This is a genomic window from Aureibaculum koreense (assembly GCF_034296135.1).
GTDB lineage: Bacteria > Bacteroidota > Bacteroidia > Flavobacteriales > Flavobacteriaceae > Aureibaculum.
On sequence record NZ_JAXKVV010000002.1, the window covers coordinates 147,836 to 167,732 of the forward strand.

General features: G+C 33.3%; 19 protein-coding genes. 8 read left to right on the plus strand and 11 right to left on the minus strand.

Going from position 1 to position 19,897, the window contains the following annotated elements; translation table 11 throughout:
* Nucleotides 1-3: 3 nt before the first annotated feature.
* The 5 genes from UMM65_RS02710 to UMM65_RS02730 form a co-directional block, all read right to left on the minus strand.
* Nucleotides 4-1,170 (minus strand): homogentisate 1,2-dioxygenase, encoded by a 1,167-nt coding sequence (locus UMM65_RS02710; RefSeq protein ID WP_321974932.1) that lies wholly within the window; start codon nt 1,168-1,170, stop codon nt 4-6.
* Between the two features lie 179 nt (nt 1,171-1,349).
* Nucleotides 1,350-1,586, minus strand: coding sequence for a NifU family protein (locus tag UMM65_RS02715; RefSeq protein WP_321974933.1), 237 nt, complete (start codon nt 1,584-1,586; stop codon nt 1,350-1,352).
* A 4-nt stretch (nt 1,587-1,590) separates the two neighbouring features.
* On the minus strand, nt 1,591-2,733 hold the full coding sequence (locus UMM65_RS02720; protein ID WP_321974934.1) for an Mrp/NBP35 family ATP-binding protein: 1,143 nt from the start codon (nt 2,731-2,733) through the stop codon (nt 1,591-1,593).
* A 119-nt stretch (nt 2,734-2,852) separates the two neighbouring features.
* Entirely contained in the window at nt 2,853-4,451 is a 1,599-nt protein-coding gene (locus UMM65_RS02725) for an Ig-like domain-containing protein (protein ID WP_321974935.1), read from the minus strand.
* 33 nt (nt 4,452-4,484) lie between these two features.
* Nucleotides 4,485-5,171 carry a ComF family protein gene (locus UMM65_RS02730; RefSeq protein WP_321974936.1) on the minus strand — a complete coding sequence of 229 codons (687 nt, stop codon included), beginning with the start codon at nt 5,169-5,171 and terminating at the stop codon, nt 4,485-4,487.
* A 51-nt stretch (nt 5,172-5,222) separates the two neighbouring features.
* Here UMM65_RS02730 and UMM65_RS02735 point away from each other — a divergent pair, with 51 nt between their 5' ends.
* The 8 genes from UMM65_RS02735 (at nt 5,223) to UMM65_RS02770 (ending at nt 13,452) form a co-directional block, all read left to right on the plus strand.
* The gene (locus tag UMM65_RS02735; RefSeq protein ID WP_321974937.1) at nt 5,223-5,780 is read left to right on the plus strand and encodes a class I SAM-dependent methyltransferase; all 558 of its coding nucleotides are present in this window, start codon (nt 5,223-5,225) and stop codon (nt 5,778-5,780) included.
* A gap of 83 nt (nt 5,781-5,863) precedes the next feature.
* Nucleotides 5,864-6,769 carry a hypothetical protein gene (locus UMM65_RS02740; protein WP_321974938.1) on the plus strand — a complete coding sequence of 302 codons (906 nt, stop codon included), beginning with the start codon at nt 5,864-5,866 and terminating at the stop codon, nt 6,767-6,769.
* A gap of 97 nt (nt 6,770-6,866) precedes the next feature.
* Complete coding sequence (locus UMM65_RS02745) at nt 6,867-8,408, plus strand: glycine--tRNA ligase (protein WP_321974939.1); 1,542 nt, start codon at nt 6,867-6,869, stop codon at nt 8,406-8,408.
* Nucleotides 8,409-8,593: 185 nt separating this feature from the next.
* A complete protein-coding gene (locus UMM65_RS02750; protein WP_321974940.1) occupies nt 8,594-9,055 on the plus strand; it encodes a (2Fe-2S)-binding protein in 462 nt (153 codons plus the stop codon).
* 11 nt (nt 9,056-9,066) lie between these two features.
* Nucleotides 9,067-11,211 carry a xanthine dehydrogenase family protein molybdopterin-binding subunit gene (locus tag UMM65_RS02755; protein WP_321974941.1) on the plus strand — a complete coding sequence of 715 codons (2,145 nt, stop codon included), beginning with the start codon at nt 9,067-9,069 and terminating at the stop codon, nt 11,209-11,211.
* A gap of 86 nt (nt 11,212-11,297) precedes the next feature.
* On the plus strand, nt 11,298-12,329 hold the full coding sequence (locus tag UMM65_RS02760; RefSeq protein WP_321974942.1) for an XdhC family protein: 1,032 nt from the start codon (nt 11,298-11,300) through the stop codon (nt 12,327-12,329).
* Nucleotides 12,330-12,333: 4 nt separating this feature from the next.
* Nucleotides 12,334-12,945, plus strand: a complete 612-nt coding sequence (locus UMM65_RS02765) for a nucleotidyltransferase family protein (protein WP_321974943.1) — start codon at nt 12,334-12,336, stop codon at nt 12,943-12,945.
* Between the two features lie 39 nt (nt 12,946-12,984).
* The gene (locus tag UMM65_RS02770) at nt 12,985-13,452 is read left to right on the plus strand and encodes a very short patch repair endonuclease (RefSeq protein ID WP_321974944.1); all 468 of its coding nucleotides are present in this window, start codon (nt 12,985-12,987) and stop codon (nt 13,450-13,452) included.
* A 33-nt stretch (nt 13,453-13,485) separates the two neighbouring features.
* Here the strand turns inward: UMM65_RS02770 and UMM65_RS02775 are convergent, their stop codons facing one another.
* The 6 genes from UMM65_RS02775 to idi all read right to left on the minus strand — a co-directional run bounded on the left by UMM65_RS02775 (nt 13,486) and on the right by idi (nt 19,892).
* Complete coding sequence (locus tag UMM65_RS02775) at nt 13,486-14,058, minus strand: DUF3575 domain-containing protein (RefSeq protein WP_321974945.1); 573 nt, start codon at nt 14,056-14,058, stop codon at nt 13,486-13,488.
* A 66-nt stretch (nt 14,059-14,124) separates the two neighbouring features.
* Nucleotides 14,125-14,679 (minus strand): DUF3575 domain-containing protein, encoded by a 555-nt coding sequence (locus UMM65_RS02780; protein WP_321974946.1) that lies wholly within the window; start codon nt 14,677-14,679, stop codon nt 14,125-14,127.
* 143 nt (nt 14,680-14,822) lie between these two features.
* Complete coding sequence (locus tag UMM65_RS02785; protein ID WP_321974947.1) at nt 14,823-15,296, minus strand: hypothetical protein; 474 nt, start codon at nt 15,294-15,296, stop codon at nt 14,823-14,825.
* A 126-nt stretch (nt 15,297-15,422) separates the two neighbouring features.
* Nucleotides 15,423-18,851, minus strand: a complete 3,429-nt coding sequence (locus tag UMM65_RS02790) for a hypothetical protein (RefSeq protein WP_321974948.1) — start codon at nt 18,849-18,851, stop codon at nt 15,423-15,425.
* A 97-nt stretch (nt 18,852-18,948) separates the two neighbouring features.
* The gene (locus UMM65_RS02795; protein ID WP_321974949.1) at nt 18,949-19,368 is read right to left on the minus strand and encodes a 6-pyruvoyl trahydropterin synthase family protein; all 420 of its coding nucleotides are present in this window, start codon (nt 19,366-19,368) and stop codon (nt 18,949-18,951) included.
* Nucleotides 19,365-19,892, minus strand: a complete 528-nt coding sequence (gene idi, locus UMM65_RS02800) for an isopentenyl-diphosphate Delta-isomerase (RefSeq protein ID WP_321974950.1) — start codon at nt 19,890-19,892, stop codon at nt 19,365-19,367. Before idi ends, UMM65_RS02795 begins: the two co-directional genes overlap by 4 nt.
* Nucleotides 19,893-19,897 lie beyond the last annotated feature (5 nt).

The following is a 19,897-nucleotide window of genomic DNA, read 5'->3' on the forward strand; positions in this document are numbered from 1 at the left end:
CCTTTAATGATTTTCGTCTAACCACGAAGTGTGATAATCTCCAGTATCAATTTTTAATGCTTCTTCCGTAACCATCAATGGTTTAAAAGTATCAACCATAACGGCCAATTCATCGGTTTTCGTTTGACCAATACTTCGTTCCATTGCACCGGGATGTGGTCCGTGTGGAATACCTGCTGGATGTAATGTGATTTGTCCTATACCAATATTATTTCTACTCATAAAATCGCCATCTACATAATACAACACCTCATCCGAATCAATATTACTATGGTTATATGGTGCGGGTATAGACTGGGGATGATAATCGTACAGCCTAGGTACAAACGAGCAAATTACAAAAGCACTGGTTTCAAAAGTTTGATGTACTGGTGGTGGTTGATGGATACGACCCGTAATGGGTTCAAAATCATGAATTGAAAACTTATACGGATAATTATAACCATCCCAACCTACAACACTAAATGGGTGATAAGCATATACATATTCATGAATCATATCTTGCTTTTTTACTTTTAGGATAAAGTCTCCTTTGTCCGTAAAAGTTTCCAGTTCACTAGGCGGGTGCATATCACGTTCACAATATGGTGCATGCTCTAAATGCTGACCAAACCAGTTTCGATAGCGTTTGGGCGTATAAATTGGTTGTTTAGATTCAACAATAAATAGTCTATTGTCCTCAGTATCAAAATCAATTTGATAGATCATCCCTCTTGGAATTACTATATAATCACCATATTTAAAATCAATATTACCAAGAAAAGTTCGCAGTTTGCCCGTTCCTTTATGAATAAATAATACCTCGTCAGAATCTGTATTTTTATAAAAGTAATCTCTTAAGGATTTTTGTGGTGCAGCCAATCCAATATAGCAATCGTTATTTGCCAGAATTATTTTTCTGCTTTCCAAATAATCAGAAGTAGGCTTAACTTCAAAGCCTTTTAGGCTCAAGGCTTTCATATTCTTTTCTACCGCTATTTTTGGTGAAACATCATACGATTTCAGTACTTCTTTAACCTGAGTTGGTCTATGAGTATGATATAATAAAGATGACATTCCATCAAAACCTATGGTTCCAAAAAGCTCTTCATAATAGAACTTTCCCGAGTCACTCTTAAAAATGGTATGTCTCTTAGGAGGTATTTTACCTAATTTATGATATCTAGGCATATTGGTTATGTTTTTGAATTGTGAATAAATAGTTTACTATCGGACAAGTAAACCTCATTCAGGATTTCTTTTAATCAAGAATTTAAGAAGTAACAATAATTCTGTAAAAGAAGTATTCATTGTTTAAACAATAGTTCAAACCCAAAGATAAGGAATATTTTTTAAAAATTAGAGGTGATTTATTTAATACTTACAACCTCTTTAATCTGTGGTGCATAACGCTTAATGGTAGCCTCCACCCCATTTTTAAGTGTCATTTGATTTACTGAACAGCCCGTACAAGCACCTAATAATTGTACTTTAACAATATCCTTATCAATAGAAACCAATGAAATATCGCCCCCATCAGATTCCAAAAAAGGTCTAATCTCAGCTAACGCCTTTTCTACTTCGTTTTTTAACTTTTCTGCTGTCATCGGCTTAATTTTTAATTGCACTACAACCTGCCATGGTCGTTATTTTAACCACTTCTGTTGGTGGTAAATCGTCATTACGCTTCACCAACTGCGTAACCATATTCTTCGTCAGATTTATAAATGCATCTTCCAACGGTGTGTCATTTTGCAAGGCTACCGGATGGCCAGCATCGCCAGCTTCCCTAATACTTTGCACAAGAGGCACTTCTCCTAAAAAGGTAGTATTCAAATCCTCAGCTAAATTTCTTGCACCGTCCTTACCAAAGATATAGTACTTATTCTCAGGTAATTCTGCTGGTGTAAAGTAACTCATATTTTCAACAATTCCTAACACTGGTACGCTGATATTTTTTTGCTCAAACATGGCTACGCCCTTTTTAGCATCGGCCAAAGCAATATTTTGCGGTGTGCTAACTATTACTGCACCCGTAATTGGAACCGCTTGTACTATTGACAAATGAATATCACCAGTACCTGGTGGCAAATCGATCAACATAAAGTCTAATTCTCCCCAATCTGCATCAAAAATTAATTGATTTAAAGCTTTTGAAGCCATGGGACCACGCCAAATAACCGCTTGGTTAGGTTGGGTGAAAAACCCTAAGGATAACAATTTCACTCCATAACTTTCAATAGGTTTCATTTTAGAACGACCATTTACATTTACTGCAATTGGCTTTTCATCGGCAACGTCAAACATTATAGGCATAGATGGCCCATAAACATCAGCATCTAAAACACCTACTTTAAAACCCATTTTTGACAAGGTAATTGCCAAGTTAGCCGTAATAGTAGATTTACCTACACCACCTTTACCTGAAGCTACTGCAATTATATTCTGAATGCCTTCTATTTTTTTTCCCTTGATTAAGTTGGTTGGTTTCTTTTCAGGAGAAGGTGCATTAACTTTCACATTGACCTTAACATCAATTTTTTGGTGTACACGGTCGTGTATGGCTTTGATTATCTCCACCTCCACTTTTTTCTTGGCCTGTAACGTGGGGTTGCTAATAACAACATCTACAACAACTTCATTACCAAAAATTACAATATTCCCAATAGATTTGCTCTCTACTAAACTTTTACCTTCACCAGGTGCGGTAATGGTTTCTAGAGCATTGTATATATCTTCTTTACTAAACTTCATTTCTCACTTCTTTATATTCATTCTAAATTACAAAGATAGGGTTTAGACTTTAATAAATAAAGGATTTTAGAAAAGAAACAAAACAAAAGGTTAATGGATTTTTAGATAGAAAACTGTACTTATTCCAAAATAAAAGTTTTATCTATGTCCCAATTGGCCCTGACATCGTTATCAAATTCGAAATAAAGAACTTTTTCAGGTTGTTTTTTGAGCAAAAAATTACCCGTATCCCATTTTTTATTTTGGTTTTCGTCATAAATAATCCTCAATAAATACTTACCAGGCAATAAGTTTATAAAATCAAATTTTTGAGGTTCTGTGGCATAAATTTCTTCCACTATTTTTTCTTTATCCGTAAGTAATTGCACTATAATGGGGTAATTTTTAACACCTTGCAGAGTTACGAATAATTTACCGTAGTCAATTTCTTTTTTAGTGGTTATACTGTATTTAAGACTATCATTAGTGTGTCCAAAAAAATTAGTAATGGCATTTGGTAATATTTGGACGGCATATTTTTTATCATATTCCTTTGTAAAGTCTAAAATTAACTCTGACCTATCTTCTGAAATTGCAACCGTATGTTTTACAGGTATTGTATCGTTATTTATTATGTTAATCAATGTGGTATCAATTGAAACCAATGGTGTATTGCTAACAATTTTATATGGTTTTTTAAAATGAACGTCATTTGAAGGTGAACTTTTTAAATTTAAAGAGTCAATCTTTTTTGTTCGTAACTTAACTGTTACCGTATCTATATAATTTATGTTTGAAACATTAAATTGAATAGAATCAGTACTATTTCCTTTATAAAAGTAGTTCAGTGTATCTTTTTCTTTTTCAAAATTAGTTACACTTTTAAAATCAGGACCAAAATTTAACGCTTCAATCTTTAAACTATCTGCAACACCTTCATAACCAAATTGTATATGACCTTTACCGATTTCAGAAGGTCTGGTTAACCTAAATGGTAGAATTTCTTTAAACAATTTAATGTTATAAGCTGTATCCGAGGGAACTGTGATGTGCTTTTTGACAAATCCGATTTTATCTTCTTTCGGATTAAAAGTATAATTTCTAGATTTATCGCTCAATGCCATTAATAAATATTCCCCTGCTTTTATATTGGTAATTTCCCAAATTGTAGAATCTAATGTGTTACCAACATAGTATGGTTTTTCTTTATAGATTACCGAATCGTTAAAGGCATCATTAATTTCATATAACATTACAGTAACATTTTCATCTGCTTCTTTTTTAAAAGAATCGGAAATGGTTCCTGACACTTTAAGAGAATCTATAATCGGTCCAGTTGAAAAAACGAATTTAAAATTATTGAAAATATTACCTTCGTTATTATCGGTCACACTCTGCCCAAAATTGAACGAATACGTGGTGTTTTCTTTTAATGTATCCAATAGTTTAATGGTGATCGTTTTACTGGCAGTACCTATTGGAGTTATTAAAGGATTGTTTTTTAAAGGAGGTGAAACAATCAATTGAGAGTTTAAATCTTTTAGCTTAACATATTCATCAAAAATCAATTTTATTTCTTTTCCTTTAAAATTTGTTGAATAGTTAGCAGGAATCGATTTCTCCAACAACGGGGCATCTTCATCTTTTTCTCCACCTGTGGGTCTCCCTCTTTTTGCACAATCGGTTAAAAACAGTACTAAAAACAAAAAACCGAAAAGTACAGAAAATTGTTTCCTCATAGTTATAATTTGTTGCAAAAGTAAAGAAATATTCTATTCTGTATAGGCCATAGTTGCAATACTTATTTTTGCATTGTCCGATTTTAATATTTGCTTGGCACAGGCTTCTAAAGTTGCCCCGGTTGTGATAACATCATCAATTAATAGCACATGTTTGTTATTAAAGAAGTTGGGATTGTCAACATGAAATATTTCTTGAACATTTTTCCAACGATCAAACCGTTGCTTTAAAGTTTGTGTTTCCGTAACCGATTTACGTATTAAAACATCATCAACATAAGGTACTTTAATAATTTTAGAAATACTTAATCCAAATGTTGTCAGTTGGTTATATCCTCTTATTTTAAGTTTTTTATCATGTAACGGAACAGGAACTACATAATCAATCTTCGGAAACCTTTTACTGTTTTTTAATACTTCGCCCATCCAATTCCCCAAGAAAGTGCCAATATCTTGCTGACCGTTATATTTTAACTGATATATAAGTTGTTGTGATTTGCCTTTGGTTTTATAGTAAAATAATGATGTCCCAAAAATAATTGGTAAACGTCCAAAAAAGGTTTTTTCTACTTTGTTGTTAGTTTCGTCTGTAAAATCCGTTATTGGAAGCTCGAATCTACATTTTAGGCAGACCGTTACTTCATTTTGCAACAATTGTTCTTTACAGCTAGCACAAATTTTAGGAAAAAATAAATGATAAATATCTCTAAAAAATTGCATCTTTGACAAATATTTTGTGAATTTAACTGTTATTTTATTAAAGATACAACTTTGCGTACAAAAAAAGCATTTATAAAAGAAGCTATTAAAAACATCAAAACTTCGGGCACTGTTGCACCAAGCTCCAAATATTTAATACAAAAAATTTTAAAAGAGGTTGATTTCACTAAAGCCAACATAATTGTTGAATATGGTTCGGGCAATGGTAACTTTACCAGAGAAATTCTGAAAAAATTAAATAAAGACAGCCAATTGATCTGTTTTGAGATCAATGAAAAGTTCTATGAACATTTGCAAACATTTAAAGACTCAAGGTTAACCGTATTAAACGAATCGTGCGAAAATATAAAAGCCGTTTGCACAAGTTTGAACATTTCAAACATAGATTATTTTATATCCAGCTTACCGCTAACCAATATACCCGATAACGTCACAAATAAAATCCTCTGTGAAAGCCATGCCCAACTCAATAAAACAGGCTGTTTTTTACAATATCAATACAGTTTGACATATTATAAGAAGTTAAAAAAGATATATCATAATGTTGATTTGGAATTTGAAATAAGAAATATACCTCCCGCCTTTATTTACAAATGCAAAAAAATGTAACGCTATATGCAATATTTTTCTAATTTTGCGTTTTTAAATAAGTATTTAACAAACTCTGAATTAAAACTTTAATTATTTTCATTATGGAAGAACAAAAATCATCTTCAAACAAAAAAATCATAATAGGCATACTATTGGCATTGCTCGTTGGGTTAGGTGTTTATACTATGCGTACCAATTCTAAGTTTAAAGCCTCCGAAGAATTCTTAAAACAAGAGAAAGAACAAATCTTAGGTAATTTAACCACAATGGAAGAAAAATATGACGCTGCAATTGCTCAAAACAATTCAATGTCAGAAGAACTAACCATTGAAAGAGATAGAATTATTGCTTTTAAAGATTCTGTACAAAATTTAAAAAACACCAACTGGTCATTAATTAGACGTTACCGAGGTAAAATTGCAGAATTGGAAAAAACCAATGAAAGATTAATGAGCGTGGCCGATTCGTTATTTTTAGTGAATAATGATTTGACCATACAAAGAGATAGTATTACCGGTAAGTTAATAGAACAAACCAATGCTAATGATACTTTAATGGCCCAAAACATGGATTTGTCCGAAAAAGTTAAGATTGGTGGTGCGTTAAGAGTTAATTCTGTTGCTGCAACTGCAATGAGATTGAGAGGTAACGGCAAATATGCCGAAACAACTAAAGCTCAAAAAGCAGAAGCTATTAGAGTAACTTTTAGAATTGAAGGTAACGAAATTGCCACACCTGGAGATAAAACAGCATATATTGTAATTCAAAACCCAAGTGGTAAAGTATTAAGCGAAAAAGGTACTTTTACGACAAACGATGGTAAAGAGTTACCTTATACCGATACTGATGTTGTTGATTATAAAAATGTAGATAGAGACGTGGTAATGTTTGTTGAAAAAATACCTCAAAAATTTGTAAAAGGTGATTATACGGTAAAAGTATATGTAGAAGGTAATATAGTAGGAGCTACAAAATTAGAATTAAAAGATGCGTTTTTAGGTTTGTAAAAATTTAAATTCCAACACCATAAATTAAAGTGCAATTAGGTAAAACTATTTGCACTTTTTTGTTTTTGTAGAATATATATTTATCTATTTTTGCAACATGGCAAAACAAGAAGATCAATTTAAAAAAGTTATATCTCACGCTAAAGAATACGGTTATGTATTTCAAAGCAGTGAGATTTATGATGGCTTAAGTGCTGTTTACGACTATGCCCAAAATGGTGTAGAACTGAAAAAAAATATACGTGACTATTGGTGGAAAGCCATGGTACAATTGAATGATAATATTGTAGGTCTGGATGCCGCTATTTTTATGCACCCAACTACTTGGAAAGCATCGGGGCATGTAGATGCTTTTAACGACCCGTTAATTGACAATAAAGATTCTAAAAAACGCTATAGAGCAGATGTCTTAATTGAAGACTACTGTGCTAAAATTGAAGCTAAGATAGACAAAGAAGTTGCTAAAGCAGAAAAACGTTTTGGAGATGCTTTCAATAAAGAGGAGTTTATTACTACAAACCCGCGTGTAGTTGGATATCAAGAAAAAATTACCACTACCCTTTCTCGAATGGCAAAATCTTTAGAAAAAGAAGATTTAGCCGATGTTAAAGCATTAATTGAAGAATTGGAAATTGCCGATCCGTTAACAGGTTCTAGAAATTGGACGGATGTTAAGCAATTTAACTTAATGTTCGGTACAAAATTAGGTGCTTCTGCTGATTCAGCAATGGATTTATATCTACGTCCTGAAACGGCTCAAGGTATTTTTGTCAATTTTTTAAATGTTCAAAAAACGGGACGTATGAAAATTCCTTTTGGCATTGCCCAAACAGGTAAAGCCTTTAGAAATGAGATTGTAGCACGCCAATTTATTTTCAGAATGCGTGAGTTTGAACAAATGGAGATGCAATTTTTCATTAAACCTGGAACGCAACAGGAGTGGTATGAAAAATGGAAAGAAACTAGATTAAAATGGCATTTATCATTGGGTATGGGCAAAGAAAACTATCGTTTTCACGATCATGAAAAATTGGCTCATTATGCAGATGCTGCTGCGGATATTGAATTTAAATTCCCTTTCGGATTTAAAGAATTAGAAGGAATACATTCACGTACCGACTTCGATTTAAGTCAACACGAAAAGTTTTCAGGGAAAAAATTGCAGTACTTCGACCATGAGGATAATGAAAGTTATGTTCCCTATGTAGTAGAAACTTCAATTGGTTTGGACAGAATGTTCTTGGCCGTTTTTTCAAATTCGTTAGTTGAAGAAGAATTGGAGAACAACACTACCAGAACGGTTTTAAAATTACCGGCTGTATTGGCTCCAAACAAGGCAGCAGTTCTACCTTTAATTAAAAGAGATGGTTTACCAGATGTCGCTCAAAAAATTGTTGACGATCTAAAATGGGATTTTAACGTTGTTTATGACGAAAAAGATGCTGTGGGAAGACGCTACAGAAGACAAGATGCCAACGGAACGCCTTTTTGCATTACCGTTGACCATGATACTTTAGAAAATAATACAGTTACTATCCGTCATAGAGATACTATGGAACAAAGCCGTGTAAAGATTGAAGACTTAAGAGATATTATAAAAAAAGAAGTGGACGTAAAACATTGGTTAATGAGAATGTAATCCTAATCTTTAATTAATAGGCAACAGTAAGAAACGCAATAGGTAAAACTTATTGCGTTTTTTGTTGATATCTATTTGTTATAGACTGTTAAATTTAGTAATCCGTATTTATTTTTTTCTTAACTTGCTAGAGTTCTATTAGTTACTGCAACTAGTAGCATTGACTCTAACTAAAATCACTTCACATGGCAACATACAAACTAAAGGTAAATAACAAGTCCTACGAAATAGATGTAAGCGATGATACTCCTATTTTATGGGTACTACGAGACCATCTTAACCTATTGGGCACAAAATACGGATGTGGAATTGGACAGTGCGGTGCGTGTACTATCCACCTAAACGGTGAACCCGCTAGAAGTTGCTCAATGCCTATTTCTTCTGTGGCCGATAAATCAATAACCACTATTGAAGGCATTTCTGAAAACGGAGATCATCCTGTGCAATTGGCATGGAAAGAAATTGATGTACCGCAATGTGGTTACTGCCAAGCGGGTCAAATTATGACGGCTACTGCCTTTTTGGAAAAAAATCCATCTCCTAATGCTGAAGAAATTAGAGAAGCCATGCACGGTAATATCTGTAGGTGTGCATCTTATAATCGTATTGAAAAAGCTGTGGCTAAAGCAGCAACTGCTAACAGTTAAATCCATAACAAATGAATTCATCAAAAAATAATATAGACAGAAGATCTTTTTTAAGAACATCGGCTCTCGCCGGAGGTGGAATGATTATTGGGTTTAACCTATTTAACGCTTGTAAGCCAAAAGCTAAACCCGCCATTGATATTTCCAAACTCAACTTTAACGACTTTAACGGGTTTATTAAAATAGCCGATAACGGTATGGTAACTATTTTTTCCCCAAATCCAGAAATTGGGCAAGGTGTAAAAACTTCAATGCCAATGCTTATAGCTGAAGAACTGGATGTTGCTTGGGAAAATGTACATGTAGCCCAAGGTGGTTTGGATATGGACGTATTTGAAAGGCAGGTAGCAGGTGGAAGTCAATCCATTAGGCATGGTTGGGAGCCTTTACGCCAAACCGGGGCAACTGCCAAACAGATGTTGGTTAATGCCGCAGCGGCAAAATGGGGCGTTGATGCTTCAGAGTGTTCAGTTGAAAATGGTATAATTTCTAATAAAAAAGGTGAAAAATTAGGATATGGAGAGGTTGTTCTTGAGGCCGCTAAATTAGAAATACCAAAAGATGTAAAATTAAAAGAACCGAAAGATTTTAAAATCATTGGTCAAGATGTTAAGAATGTTGATGTTGATAAAATAATAACAGGAAAGCCATTATTTGGTATAGATTTTAAACGTGAAGGTATGCTGTATGCCTCTGTGATGAGGCCACCAGCGTTTGGACAAAAATTGTCTTCGTTTGATGATTCTGACGCTAAAACTAAAGATGGAGTTGTGGATGTGTTTCAGTTTGGTGATAAAATTGCCGTCTTGGCCACAAGTACCTGGCAGGCAATGCAGGCCAAAAAAAGCTTAAAAGCAAATTGGGAAGTAGATACAACTTTAGAAAGTACCGAAGACCATGATAAAATTTTAATGGGTCTTTTGGATGGTAGCAAATTTGAAACGTTGAGAACGGATGGCAATGTTAAAAAAGCATTTAAGGAAGCTGATAAAGTATTAGAGCGTACTTATGAATCGCCATTTTTACCGCATAACTGCCTAGAACCCATGAATTTTTTCGCTAATGTTACTGACGAAAAAGTGGAATTGGTAGGCCCTATTCAAACTCCCGCAGGTACAGCTAACAGAATTGCTAAAGAATTAGAACGAGATATAAAAGATGTTACGTTAGAAATGACCCGTATGGGTGGCGGCTTTGGAAGAAGGCTTTATGGCGATTTTGCCATAGAAGCAGCAACCATTTCAAACATAGCCAAAAAACCCGTTCAAGTCATTTTCTCAAGAGAAGATGATATGGCTGATGGTATTTATAGGCCTGCCATTAAATATAGAATTAAAGCAGCCATAAAGGATGCTAAAGTTACTGGATACCACTTAAAAGAAGCCGCTATCAACAATAATATGTACGGATTGATCCCTAATTTTTTCCCAGCCGGTGCTATAGAAAACTATCAAGTTGATGTGGCAAATTATAAAAGTAACATCACTACTGGAGCATGGCGGGCTCCCTACACAAATTTTTTGGCTTTTGCAGAACAAAGTTTTTTTGATGAACTGGCAGAAACTATGGGCGTAGATAATATACAGTTGCGACTGGATTTATTGCAAAATGTTAAAGGTACTACAGATGAACGTATACAATATTCACCTGAACGTTTGGAAGGCGTTATAAAGTTGGCCGTAGAAAAATCAGATTGGGGCAAAAAGGATAAAAACACTTACCAGGGCTTTTCTTCATATTACTGCCACAATTCGCATGTAGCGGAAGTAGCCGATGTGGTCATGGAATCAGGAGTACCAATCGTTAAAAAAGTTACTTGTGCCATAGATTGCGGTATAGTGGTAAATCCTTTGGGAGCTAAAAATCAGGTTGAAGGTGGGGTAATTGACGGAATCGGTCATGCCATGTACGGTAATTTAGAATTTAAAAATGGAGTTCCTCAATCTGCCAATTTTAATAATTATCGTTTGATAAGGATGCAAGAAACTCCACAAGTTGAAGTTCATTTTGTTGAAAACGATATTGCCCCTACTGGTTTGGGAGAGCCTTCTTTGCCTCCCGCAGGTGCTGCAATAGCCAATGCCATAAAAGCTGCAACTGGAATACGATTGACCAAGCAACCATTTATTAACAGTAGTGAAAAGATTTTTGGGTAGTTTAAAAAGCACTAAAAATGTCAGTTCGAGTGCCACGCTTTTTAGCGTGGTGTATCGAGAACATTTCTATCTTCAATTGTTTATCAATGACGCACGAATTTAAAAGAATAGTATCAGCCTATCTAAATGCCAAAGAAAAAGGCTTGAAATCAATTGTAGCAACTGTTGTGGCATTAGAGGGTTCATCTTACAGAAAACCTGGAGTTAGAATGCTGATTTTAGAAAATGGACAAATGGTCGGTGCCGTTAGCGGTGGTTGTGTAGAAAAAGAAATCTTAAAGCAATCGGCTTCCGTTTTTAAAAATGGTATGTCAAAAGTAATGACTTATAATGGTCGTTATCGTCTGGGCTGTGAAGGGGTTTTATATATTTTATTAGAACTATTTAATCCCGATACTGCTTTTTTCGACGCGTTTAGTATGTGTTTAAAACAACATAAAACATTTAACATTGATAGCTCTTATTCTGAAGATACAAACTCAAATAAAGTTTTTGGATCCTTATTATCTATTGATAATTTTGACTTCCCATTTAATAAAACTGTTAATGTTAGGGAAAATTCAACAGATAAAGTTTTTAGTCAAACTTTAAAACCTTGTTTTAGATTGGTCATTGTTGGAGCAGAACACGATGCCGTGCAACTATCTTCTTTTGCAACTGATTTAGGTTGGGATGTTTACAGTGTTGCATCGCCGTCAGATCCTAAAACCCTGAATGATTTCCCTAAAGCACATCAGTTATTGCACCAAACACCTGAAACTTTTGATACCGAAATAATTAAAGAAGAAACCGCCGTAGTTTTAATGACCCATAATTATGCAAAAGATTTGCAATTTTTAATTGCCTTAAAAAAAGTAAATCCGGTATATATTGGTATTCTAGGACCTGTAAAGCGACGCGAGAAACTATTAAATGAATTTATAGAACGATTCCCTTTGACCGACGATGCTTTTTTTGAAAAAATCCATAGCCCAGCGGGTTTAAATATCGGAGCTATAACACCTCAAGAAATCGCTTTATCCATTTGTGCTGAAATTTTGTCCATAACCCGTCAAAAAGACCCAGGATCGTTACGGAATATTGTGGGTAAAATTCATTCTGAAAATTATTTACCATAGATTGATGCAACAATCCTCAAAAGGAAAAAAAATAGCCATGGTTATTTTGGCTGCCGGTGCTTCCACTCGGATGAAAACCGTAAAACAATTGTTGCCTTGGAAAAATACAACACTACTAGGGCATACCATTGAACAAGGTTTAGCCACTAAAGTTGATACCGTTTTTGTGGTTTTAGGTGCTAATAAAGAAAAAATCATCCCCAAAATAAAAGATTATAATATTAGTATTATTGAAAATGATGATTGGGAATTGGGAATTGGCAAATCAATTGCCTTTGCAGTTCAGTTCTTAAGCAAGTATTCAAACAAATTTGACAGTATTCTTATTGCTTTGGCAGATCAACCTTTATTAACTGCTTCCCATTATAATAAACTGATTGCAAAATTTTCAGAAAGCAATTGCGGAATTGTAGCAACTAAGCAAGATAAGACAGTTGGTGTCCCTGCCGTTTTTAGTCAAAATTATTTTGAAAAATTATCCTTATTAAATCAAGATAAAGGAGCCAAACAAATCATTAAAAACAATTTAGAAGATGTTTGGGCAATTGATGCAGGCAATACCACCATGGATATGGATACTTTAGAAGATTACAAACAAATTTCTAGCACAAATTAGAAATTTTTGAAAAAAATAAATTATTAGGTATATTGGGTTATGGTAAAAAAATATTCTGAAGAACCGATAAAAGTTCCGCGTTTTAATGAAGAATCGGGATTTTACACCACACCCAAGCGTTCAAAAATAATGAGCAAAATTCGTGGAAAGAATACAAAATCAGAAGTTGCTTTCAGAAAAATGTTATGGAATGCCGGATACCGTTACCGAATCAACTATAAAAAACTGATCGGTAAACCAGACATAGTACTCAATAAATACAAGACCATTATTTTTATAGACGGTGAATACTGGCACGGTTACAATTGGGAGGAACGCAAAAAGAAAGTAAAAACCAACAGAGATTTTTGGATTCCCAAAATAGAACGCAATATGCAACGCGACCGTGAGGTAAACGAAACATTAAAACAATTGGGCTATAAAGTTTTTAGATTTTGGGAAAAAGAAATTAAAAAAGAACCCGAACGGTGTTTCAATGAGGTAGTTGCCTATTTGGAATCCGTGTAAGCTTATTAAAACCAAGGTTCTATATTAGTCATTTTAAAACCTATACCCAATAGAAGCACCTAACCGAGGTACAATCTCAGTGGAAAAATCACTATTGGATGTATAAATATTTCTGCCTACACCTCCATAAAATTCAAAAGCTAAACCATTATTAACAACAATTTTACCTCCTGCAGTAATACCTAACGCAAAATTATTTGAAGTTCCCATAACCTTAATGTTCATTGGTTCCATTTCAGTACGTTCCTCAATACTATTTCTCTGTTTATTATACATTCCAAACGCTTCTAAAAAGAAGCCCCAAGCATGTTTACTAGAGATGTATCTTCTATAAAAAGGTGTAAAAGCTTGTTTTTCATGATAATACAGATCAAAAGTCTCTTCAAAATCAGATATTTTATCGTCTTTTAAATTAAAGAAAAAAGAAATTCCGACAGATGATTTAGCATCGATAAGATATTCATAAGAAAAATCGACAGCTTTTAGCACAATTAAATTAAAGGCATTGGCTTTTAACTCATTTCGCCTTGTATAATCATGATCATCACTTTGGGCAAAAGAAATAAACGGCAATAAAAAAAGTGATATTATAAATATTTTTTTCATAAGATGTGTTTACCAAAAGGTATATTGAATTAATTTATTAACATGATTATCAACCACTAGACTACACTACCAACGATACCCTAAAGAAGCCCCTAATCTGGGTACTATTTCTGTTGCATATCTTTCATTAGACTGATATACGTTTCTACCAGCACCACCAAAAAATTCAAAAACAAAACCTTTGCTGCTTACGAACTTTCCGCCTAAGGAAATGCCCAAGGCAACATTGTTAGAAGTCCCTTCTAAATTGGAATTGTTACTGTCATAATAATCCTCATAATCTTCTTGCCTGTTAAACATACCAAAAGCCTCCAAAAAGAAACCCCAAGCATATTTACTGGAAAAATACCTTCTGTAATAAGGCGTAAATGCAAACTTTTCAAAATAGTAGGGCCCATCATCTTCATAATAATTATCGGTATCTAGTAAATTAAAAAGTAATGAGGCTCCAATAGAAGATTCTTCATTTATTAAATATTCATAAGAAAAATCTACCGATTTAAAAAGAATAATATTAAAAGCATTGGCTTTTAGTTCGTGCTTTTTTACTGGAATATCATCTTGTTGAGCAAAAGCAATTGTTGAAAACAGTACAAAAACAATGGGAAAAAAATTTTTCATGGAATGATTTTTTGTTAAGTATTATAAGCATCAAAAGTTATACCAATTGAAGATGCAAGATTAAAAAATTGGTTGCTTTAAATTATGGGGAAAATTAAAAGTCTACATAAAAATAATTAGAAATTAGATATTTTGAAAGCAGATTAATTCTTCAAAATCTTTACAAGTTCTTCTAGTTGAAGAATCGGGATTTTTACAACAGATTCAATCACAGAATCGTCATTATTAATAATTAAGACACCTTTTTTATCCTCTTCATAACCAATAGGCCTAATAGTGTAGTTCAAGTTATCAGAATTTATTGTTTTTTTACCGTCTTTGAACCAACCATAATTGGCTTCATAATTTACTGTCTTTTCATTTAATTCAATGACTTCTTTACCATAAGTATTCCACAAAGAAATGCGAAGTAAATAAAAACCTATTAAACCAAACAGGAATAATACAATAATAAATCCAATATGGAATTTAGAACCAATTGATATTGCCATTACAATACCCATAATCGGTAGCAAAAAACATAAAAATGAAAAAACGAACATTATACTTCTGACAACAAGTGGCGATTTTTTTACTTTTAATGTTAATGTACCGTTGTTTAAATTGAATTGTTTCATGATTAGATAAAAACGCAAGATAAAAATAAATCTAAACAAAAATAATATAAAAAATTCCTTGTCAGTATATGTTATACCTACTAAAAACATCTAATTATCTCAAGTCTAAAATCTAACGTCTTCCTCTCAAAAACTCGCTCTTAACTGAACCGTACCTGTATGAATGGCATTTGCTGTCTCCGATTTTCTCCCTAAATAGTTGATGTTCAAATCTAAATAAGATGTAATTCTTTTTTGTAAACTTAGATTCCATGTGTAATTAGTGCCCGGTTGTAAACCTTCTAACATTTGATAAGCCACAGGAGAATTCAAATTACCATCAAATGTATTCAGCACTAAATTTACTGCTGAGTTTATAGAATATTTCTGGTTTTTAGCAAAAATAAAATTTGCTCCAAAGTTGTGTGAAGTTAAGGTTTCTAAATTCCCTAATTGATTGTCTTTATTCTTATAATGATACAGTACTTCTAATCGTGAATTTTTGCTGTACAGATAAGATATTTTCGGATTAACTTCAGTATTTTCCAATGTATAATTTCGGCTAGAAAAACGTTCTGATGCACTTTTATTTTCAGTAAGTGCTGTTTTAAAATCGAACAGCCAAAATTTGCCTATTCTGTGATTAAATAGTAATTGATGCGATTTTAATGCTTGCTCTTGATCACCAATGGAAAAAGAGTTTTTATTTTTTGTAGAAATGTAGGTGTATGTTGTGGAGTATCTCTGTTTCCCTCTATTATAAAACAAACTGTTTTTTAAGTTCAAGGTTAAGGATAAAACATCATTATTAATGCTAAATGGATTGAGTTCAAAATTGGCTCCTTCCCTCCTCTTTTTACTATCTATCAATATAAAAGACTGATTGGTAAAATATGACAACACTTTTTTAACTCCTTTTTGGTTGCTCCAATTGGCAGGATAAATGGTCAAACTTTGACTGAACTTATTCCGATGTGTTTTTACAAAATTGATGGTAGGCAATAATACGCGTACATAGTTAGCCTCATCTTGAAATTGAGCAACTTCAAACTCATCCAGCTCTTGAATGCCGTTATTGTTGTAATCGTTCCAGGTATAAAAACCTAAACCCGTATCAACTTCAATATAGCTATATTCTTGTTGTGGTAAATTTCCTGAATTGGTTTCATAACCCGTCTGCAATGTAACCGCATTTTTAAACAATTGCTGTCGGTATGATAATCTGGAATTTAATGACTCTTCTTTTGTTGCATTAGCTCCAGAAACTTGGGGAGAGTTTTCGTGATTTACGGTTCTATAATTTACAAAAAGTGATAAATTGGCGTTCTCACTTTGTATTAATTGAGATCTTAAAAAATACGTATTGGCATTATTAATTCGAGTTAACCTGTTATTTTGAACACTGTCCGTGAGCCTATAATTATACCCAAATTCAGCATAGACTTTGGCTGTATCACCAACTCCGACATAGGCTTCTGATTCTATAAACTTATGGCTTAAGCTAGAAAGTGTATTCGTCTGCTTATCTTTGCGTTCATTGCTTTCACCATTTAATTTTATACCTACCCAACTTTTTTTAAAATGCTGTTTAGCATTAGCATACCCTCTTAAAAATTGTGTTTTGGTCAAATCGGAATCATTATTCAAGTAACTACCGCTTATATCAATTTTTGTTTTATTGAATTTTAAATCGCTTAAAAAATTATGTTTTACTCCGTTATAATTTTTGCTAAAATTAAGCCAATCGAATCCATAAATTATTTTCCCATTTTCAGGATTCGCATAACTTAAACCCGCCGATAAAAACTGTTGATTACCGAGTGGGTTTATTAAATCCCAGTCCCTGGCAAATTCTATATTTCTAAATCGCTCTATGGTTTTAAAATCTTGTTGAATAAATTCATAATTGACAGTACTTTTTAATTGCCATTTTTTATCGGACAACAATTGCTGCCAATTCAATTTTGTTGCAACTCCTTTGTTGTCATTATCATCAACAGAAGAAAAAAGGTTTTTATCATTTACGCTATACGCCAATTCAGAATTTAAGCTAGTTTTTTTATTCGGATTGTAACTCATGTTCAACACAGCAATCTGTAATTTTTCAGGTGCTATCAATTGTATAACAGGTTCATAATCACCCTGAAAGACACCGTTAATTGGAGCAACATATTCATAAATTCTACCCGAAGCAATAGTCGTCTGGATTCGATAATTACCATTATTTGACCCAACAGACGTAAATCTTACATTGAACAAATTGTCATTTTCATCATTTGAAAAAACAAAAACTTCCTCACCATTTTGGATTTCTTTTCGATATAGAATTTTATGTTCCTCAAAAGCATCTGCGTACGCTGAGGAAACATTCATTTGCGAAATATCGTCTCCTGCTAGGGATAAAATTTCTTTTTGGCTATTGCTTAAATCCTGCTGAAGTGATTGGTTTTTAGCATCATTTTCATTATAAAAATTAAAACCTATGTTAAATTTATCTGTTTTATATTCCGCTCCATTGTAAGTTACAAATCGTGTATAATTTCGGTCTGCTTGTTGATATTCAACGGTTATTCTCATATTTGCTGTAATCGGATACGTTGGCATAAAAGTAATTTCGGCAGTATTGTAATCAATGATATAATCATTATTCTCCCCACGTTTTAATAATATGCCATTTACAAAAACCCGTTCCGACCCAGAAATTAGCAAAACATATTGTTCTGCCAATGTATTAGGATTTGTACCCGTAATCTTATACGGTCCTTGATTGCCTTCTTGTCCAATAAATTGATTTTGACTAAATTGACCTCTAACCAAGGCTCCCGATGCAAAAATGTTTATATCGTTTTCTTCATTTTCTAAGTTAACATCCAGTTGAAGTCCTGCCACTTTTTTGTTGAAACGTAAAAATTGACTTTCTGTATTTTGCAGATTGATATCGCCAGCCGTAACACTCCAATTATCACTGAACATTTCTATAAAAACACGGTCAAATTCGTCTAACCTCTGGGTATATCCATTTTCTTGAAGCGGAATATTACTATCTGTAATTGAAGCTCTTAACTGAACTTTATCAGATAAACGTCCTGAAATTTGTAAATCTAAATTGGAATTAACCGTTGCGTCTTGGTTATTACCAACGGTTACCCCTCTTGAGATACTTCCACTTGTATTTAAACCGTCAAAAGGTGCAAAAGCCTTATTGTTTGTCCTGCTCCTTACACTGTACAGTCTAGATAAATCAGTAGATCTGGGTACGATTAAACTTTTATCAAAAACAGAATACGTTTTGGTTAAGAATGTAGGTAACGATTGGTACTCTACAGTGATTATGGGATATTTTTTTGCATCTAAGACTAAAATTGATTTTGCAAAATCTACGGTGTAATTTGTACTATCTATTTGTTGATTTAGTTCATCAAATACCTTGAAATTATAGGGACTAATACTAATAGAATCAATTTGGATAGTGTCAGAAGTAATGTGAAAATCTTTCGATTTTAAACGCGAATTAGTTTCTTGAGCAAAAGCAAAAGTTCCTATCAAAAAAATAATTATGCAAATGGATTTATTCACTTAATCAAGGCGTTTTGAGGGTAAAAATAGGGAATTTGATTAACGAATGTTGTTTTTTATCTTGCCCTTTTTCACTTCTGCCTTTGGCATTCAAGCTTCACTCACCACTATAATTCACAAAATTCCTAGGTGTTTCATATAAAGTAACAGATAGCTTGTGCTTTGACTTGATATGTGGACGCAATTTGTTCCAAATAACAACAACTATATTTTCTGCGGTGGGGTTTAATCCATCAACATCATTAAATTCGGTAACTTCTTCATTGAGATTCTTATGGTCAAAAGCTTCTTCAATTTCTGTTCTAATTAAATCTTTTAACACTTTCATATCCATTACAAATCCCGTTTCAGTGTCAACTTCTCCTGTTACGGAAACGGTCAAATCATAATTGTGTCCGTGATAATTGGGATTACTACATTTACCAAAAACTAAAAGATTCTTCTCATCAGACCAATCGGGTTTAAATAAACGATGGGCCGCATTAAAATGAGCTTTTCTATTTACCGTTACCTTCATGTTTTTGACTCGCTTAAATGTGAATAGAATTTATCGAAAATAATTTTAAACCACTCTGTGTAAAGTTCAGGTTGTACTTCCATATCAGATTTTACATCCTCTAAGGTCATCCATTTAAATGCCTGAACTTCTTCTGTATTTATATTAGGATTGTCATTATAACTGCCTACCAATATATGATCTAATTCATGTTCGGTCAATCCGTTATCAAATGGTGCTTTATAAATAAAAGACAAGACATCTTTTAACTCGGTTTTAAAACCCATTTCTTCAAATAAACGTCTCCTACCCGCTTCAATATTGGTTTCTCCTACACGTTGATGACTACAGCATGTGTTCGTCCACAACAAAGGTGAATGGTATTTACTTTCGGCACGTTGTTGCAGCATCAATTCATCCTTATCATTAAACACAAATACAGAAAATGCCCTGTGCAACAGAGCTTTTTCGTGAGCTTCCATCTTGGCCATAATACCAATTTGCTCATCTTTTTCGTTCACTAAAATTACTTGTTCTTCTGCCATAATAT

What these genes read in the sequence shown, in the direction of transcription:
- UMM65_RS02745 (WP_321974939.1), top strand. Translation starts at nt 6,867, where the DNA reads ATGGCAAAACAAGAAGATCAATTTAAAAAAGTTATATCTCACGCTAAA.
- UMM65_RS02720 (WP_321974934.1), bottom strand. Translation starts at nt 2,733, where the DNA reads ATGAAGTTTAGTAAAGAAGATATATACAATGCTCTAGAAACCATTACC.
- UMM65_RS02715 (WP_321974933.1), bottom strand. Translation starts at nt 1,586, where the DNA reads ATGACAGCAGAAAAGTTAAAAAACGAAGTAGAAAAGGCGTTAGCTGAG.
- UMM65_RS02730 (WP_321974936.1), bottom strand. Translation starts at nt 5,171, where the DNA reads ATGCAATTTTTTAGAGATATTTATCATTTATTTTTTCCTAAAATTTGT.
- UMM65_RS02740 (WP_321974938.1), top strand. Translation starts at nt 5,864, where the DNA reads ATGGAAGAACAAAAATCATCTTCAAACAAAAAAATCATAATAGGCATA.
- UMM65_RS02765 (WP_321974943.1), top strand. Translation starts at nt 12,334, where the DNA reads ATGCAACAATCCTCAAAAGGAAAAAAAATAGCCATGGTTATTTTGGCT.
- idi (WP_321974950.1), bottom strand. Translation starts at nt 19,892, where the DNA reads ATGGCAGAAGAACAAGTAATTTTAGTGAACGAAAAAGATGAGCAAATT.
- UMM65_RS02770 (WP_321974944.1), top strand. Translation starts at nt 12,985, where the DNA reads ATGGTAAAAAAATATTCTGAAGAACCGATAAAAGTTCCGCGTTTTAAT.
- UMM65_RS02710 (WP_321974932.1), bottom strand. Translation starts at nt 1,170, where the DNA reads ATGCCTAGATATCATAAATTAGGTAAAATACCTCCTAAGAGACATACC.
- UMM65_RS02780 (WP_321974946.1), bottom strand. Translation starts at nt 14,679, where the DNA reads ATGAAAAATTTTTTTCCCATTGTTTTTGTACTGTTTTCAACAATTGCT.
- UMM65_RS02725 (WP_321974935.1), bottom strand. Translation starts at nt 4,451, where the DNA reads ATGAGGAAACAATTTTCTGTACTTTTCGGTTTTTTGTTTTTAGTACTG.
- UMM65_RS02755 (WP_321974941.1), top strand. Translation starts at nt 9,067, where the DNA reads ATGAATTCATCAAAAAATAATATAGACAGAAGATCTTTTTTAAGAACA.
- UMM65_RS02775 (WP_321974945.1), bottom strand. Translation starts at nt 14,058, where the DNA reads ATGAAAAAAATATTTATAATATCACTTTTTTTATTGCCGTTTATTTCT.
- UMM65_RS02785 (WP_321974947.1), bottom strand. Translation starts at nt 15,296, where the DNA reads ATGAAACAATTCAATTTAAACAACGGTACATTAACATTAAAAGTAAAA.
- UMM65_RS02795 (WP_321974949.1), bottom strand. Translation starts at nt 19,368, where the DNA reads ATGAAGGTAACGGTAAATAGAAAAGCTCATTTTAATGCGGCCCATCGT.
- UMM65_RS02750 (WP_321974940.1), top strand. Translation starts at nt 8,594, where the DNA reads ATGGCAACATACAAACTAAAGGTAAATAACAAGTCCTACGAAATAGAT.
- UMM65_RS02760 (WP_321974942.1), top strand. Translation starts at nt 11,298, where the DNA reads ATGACGCACGAATTTAAAAGAATAGTATCAGCCTATCTAAATGCCAAA.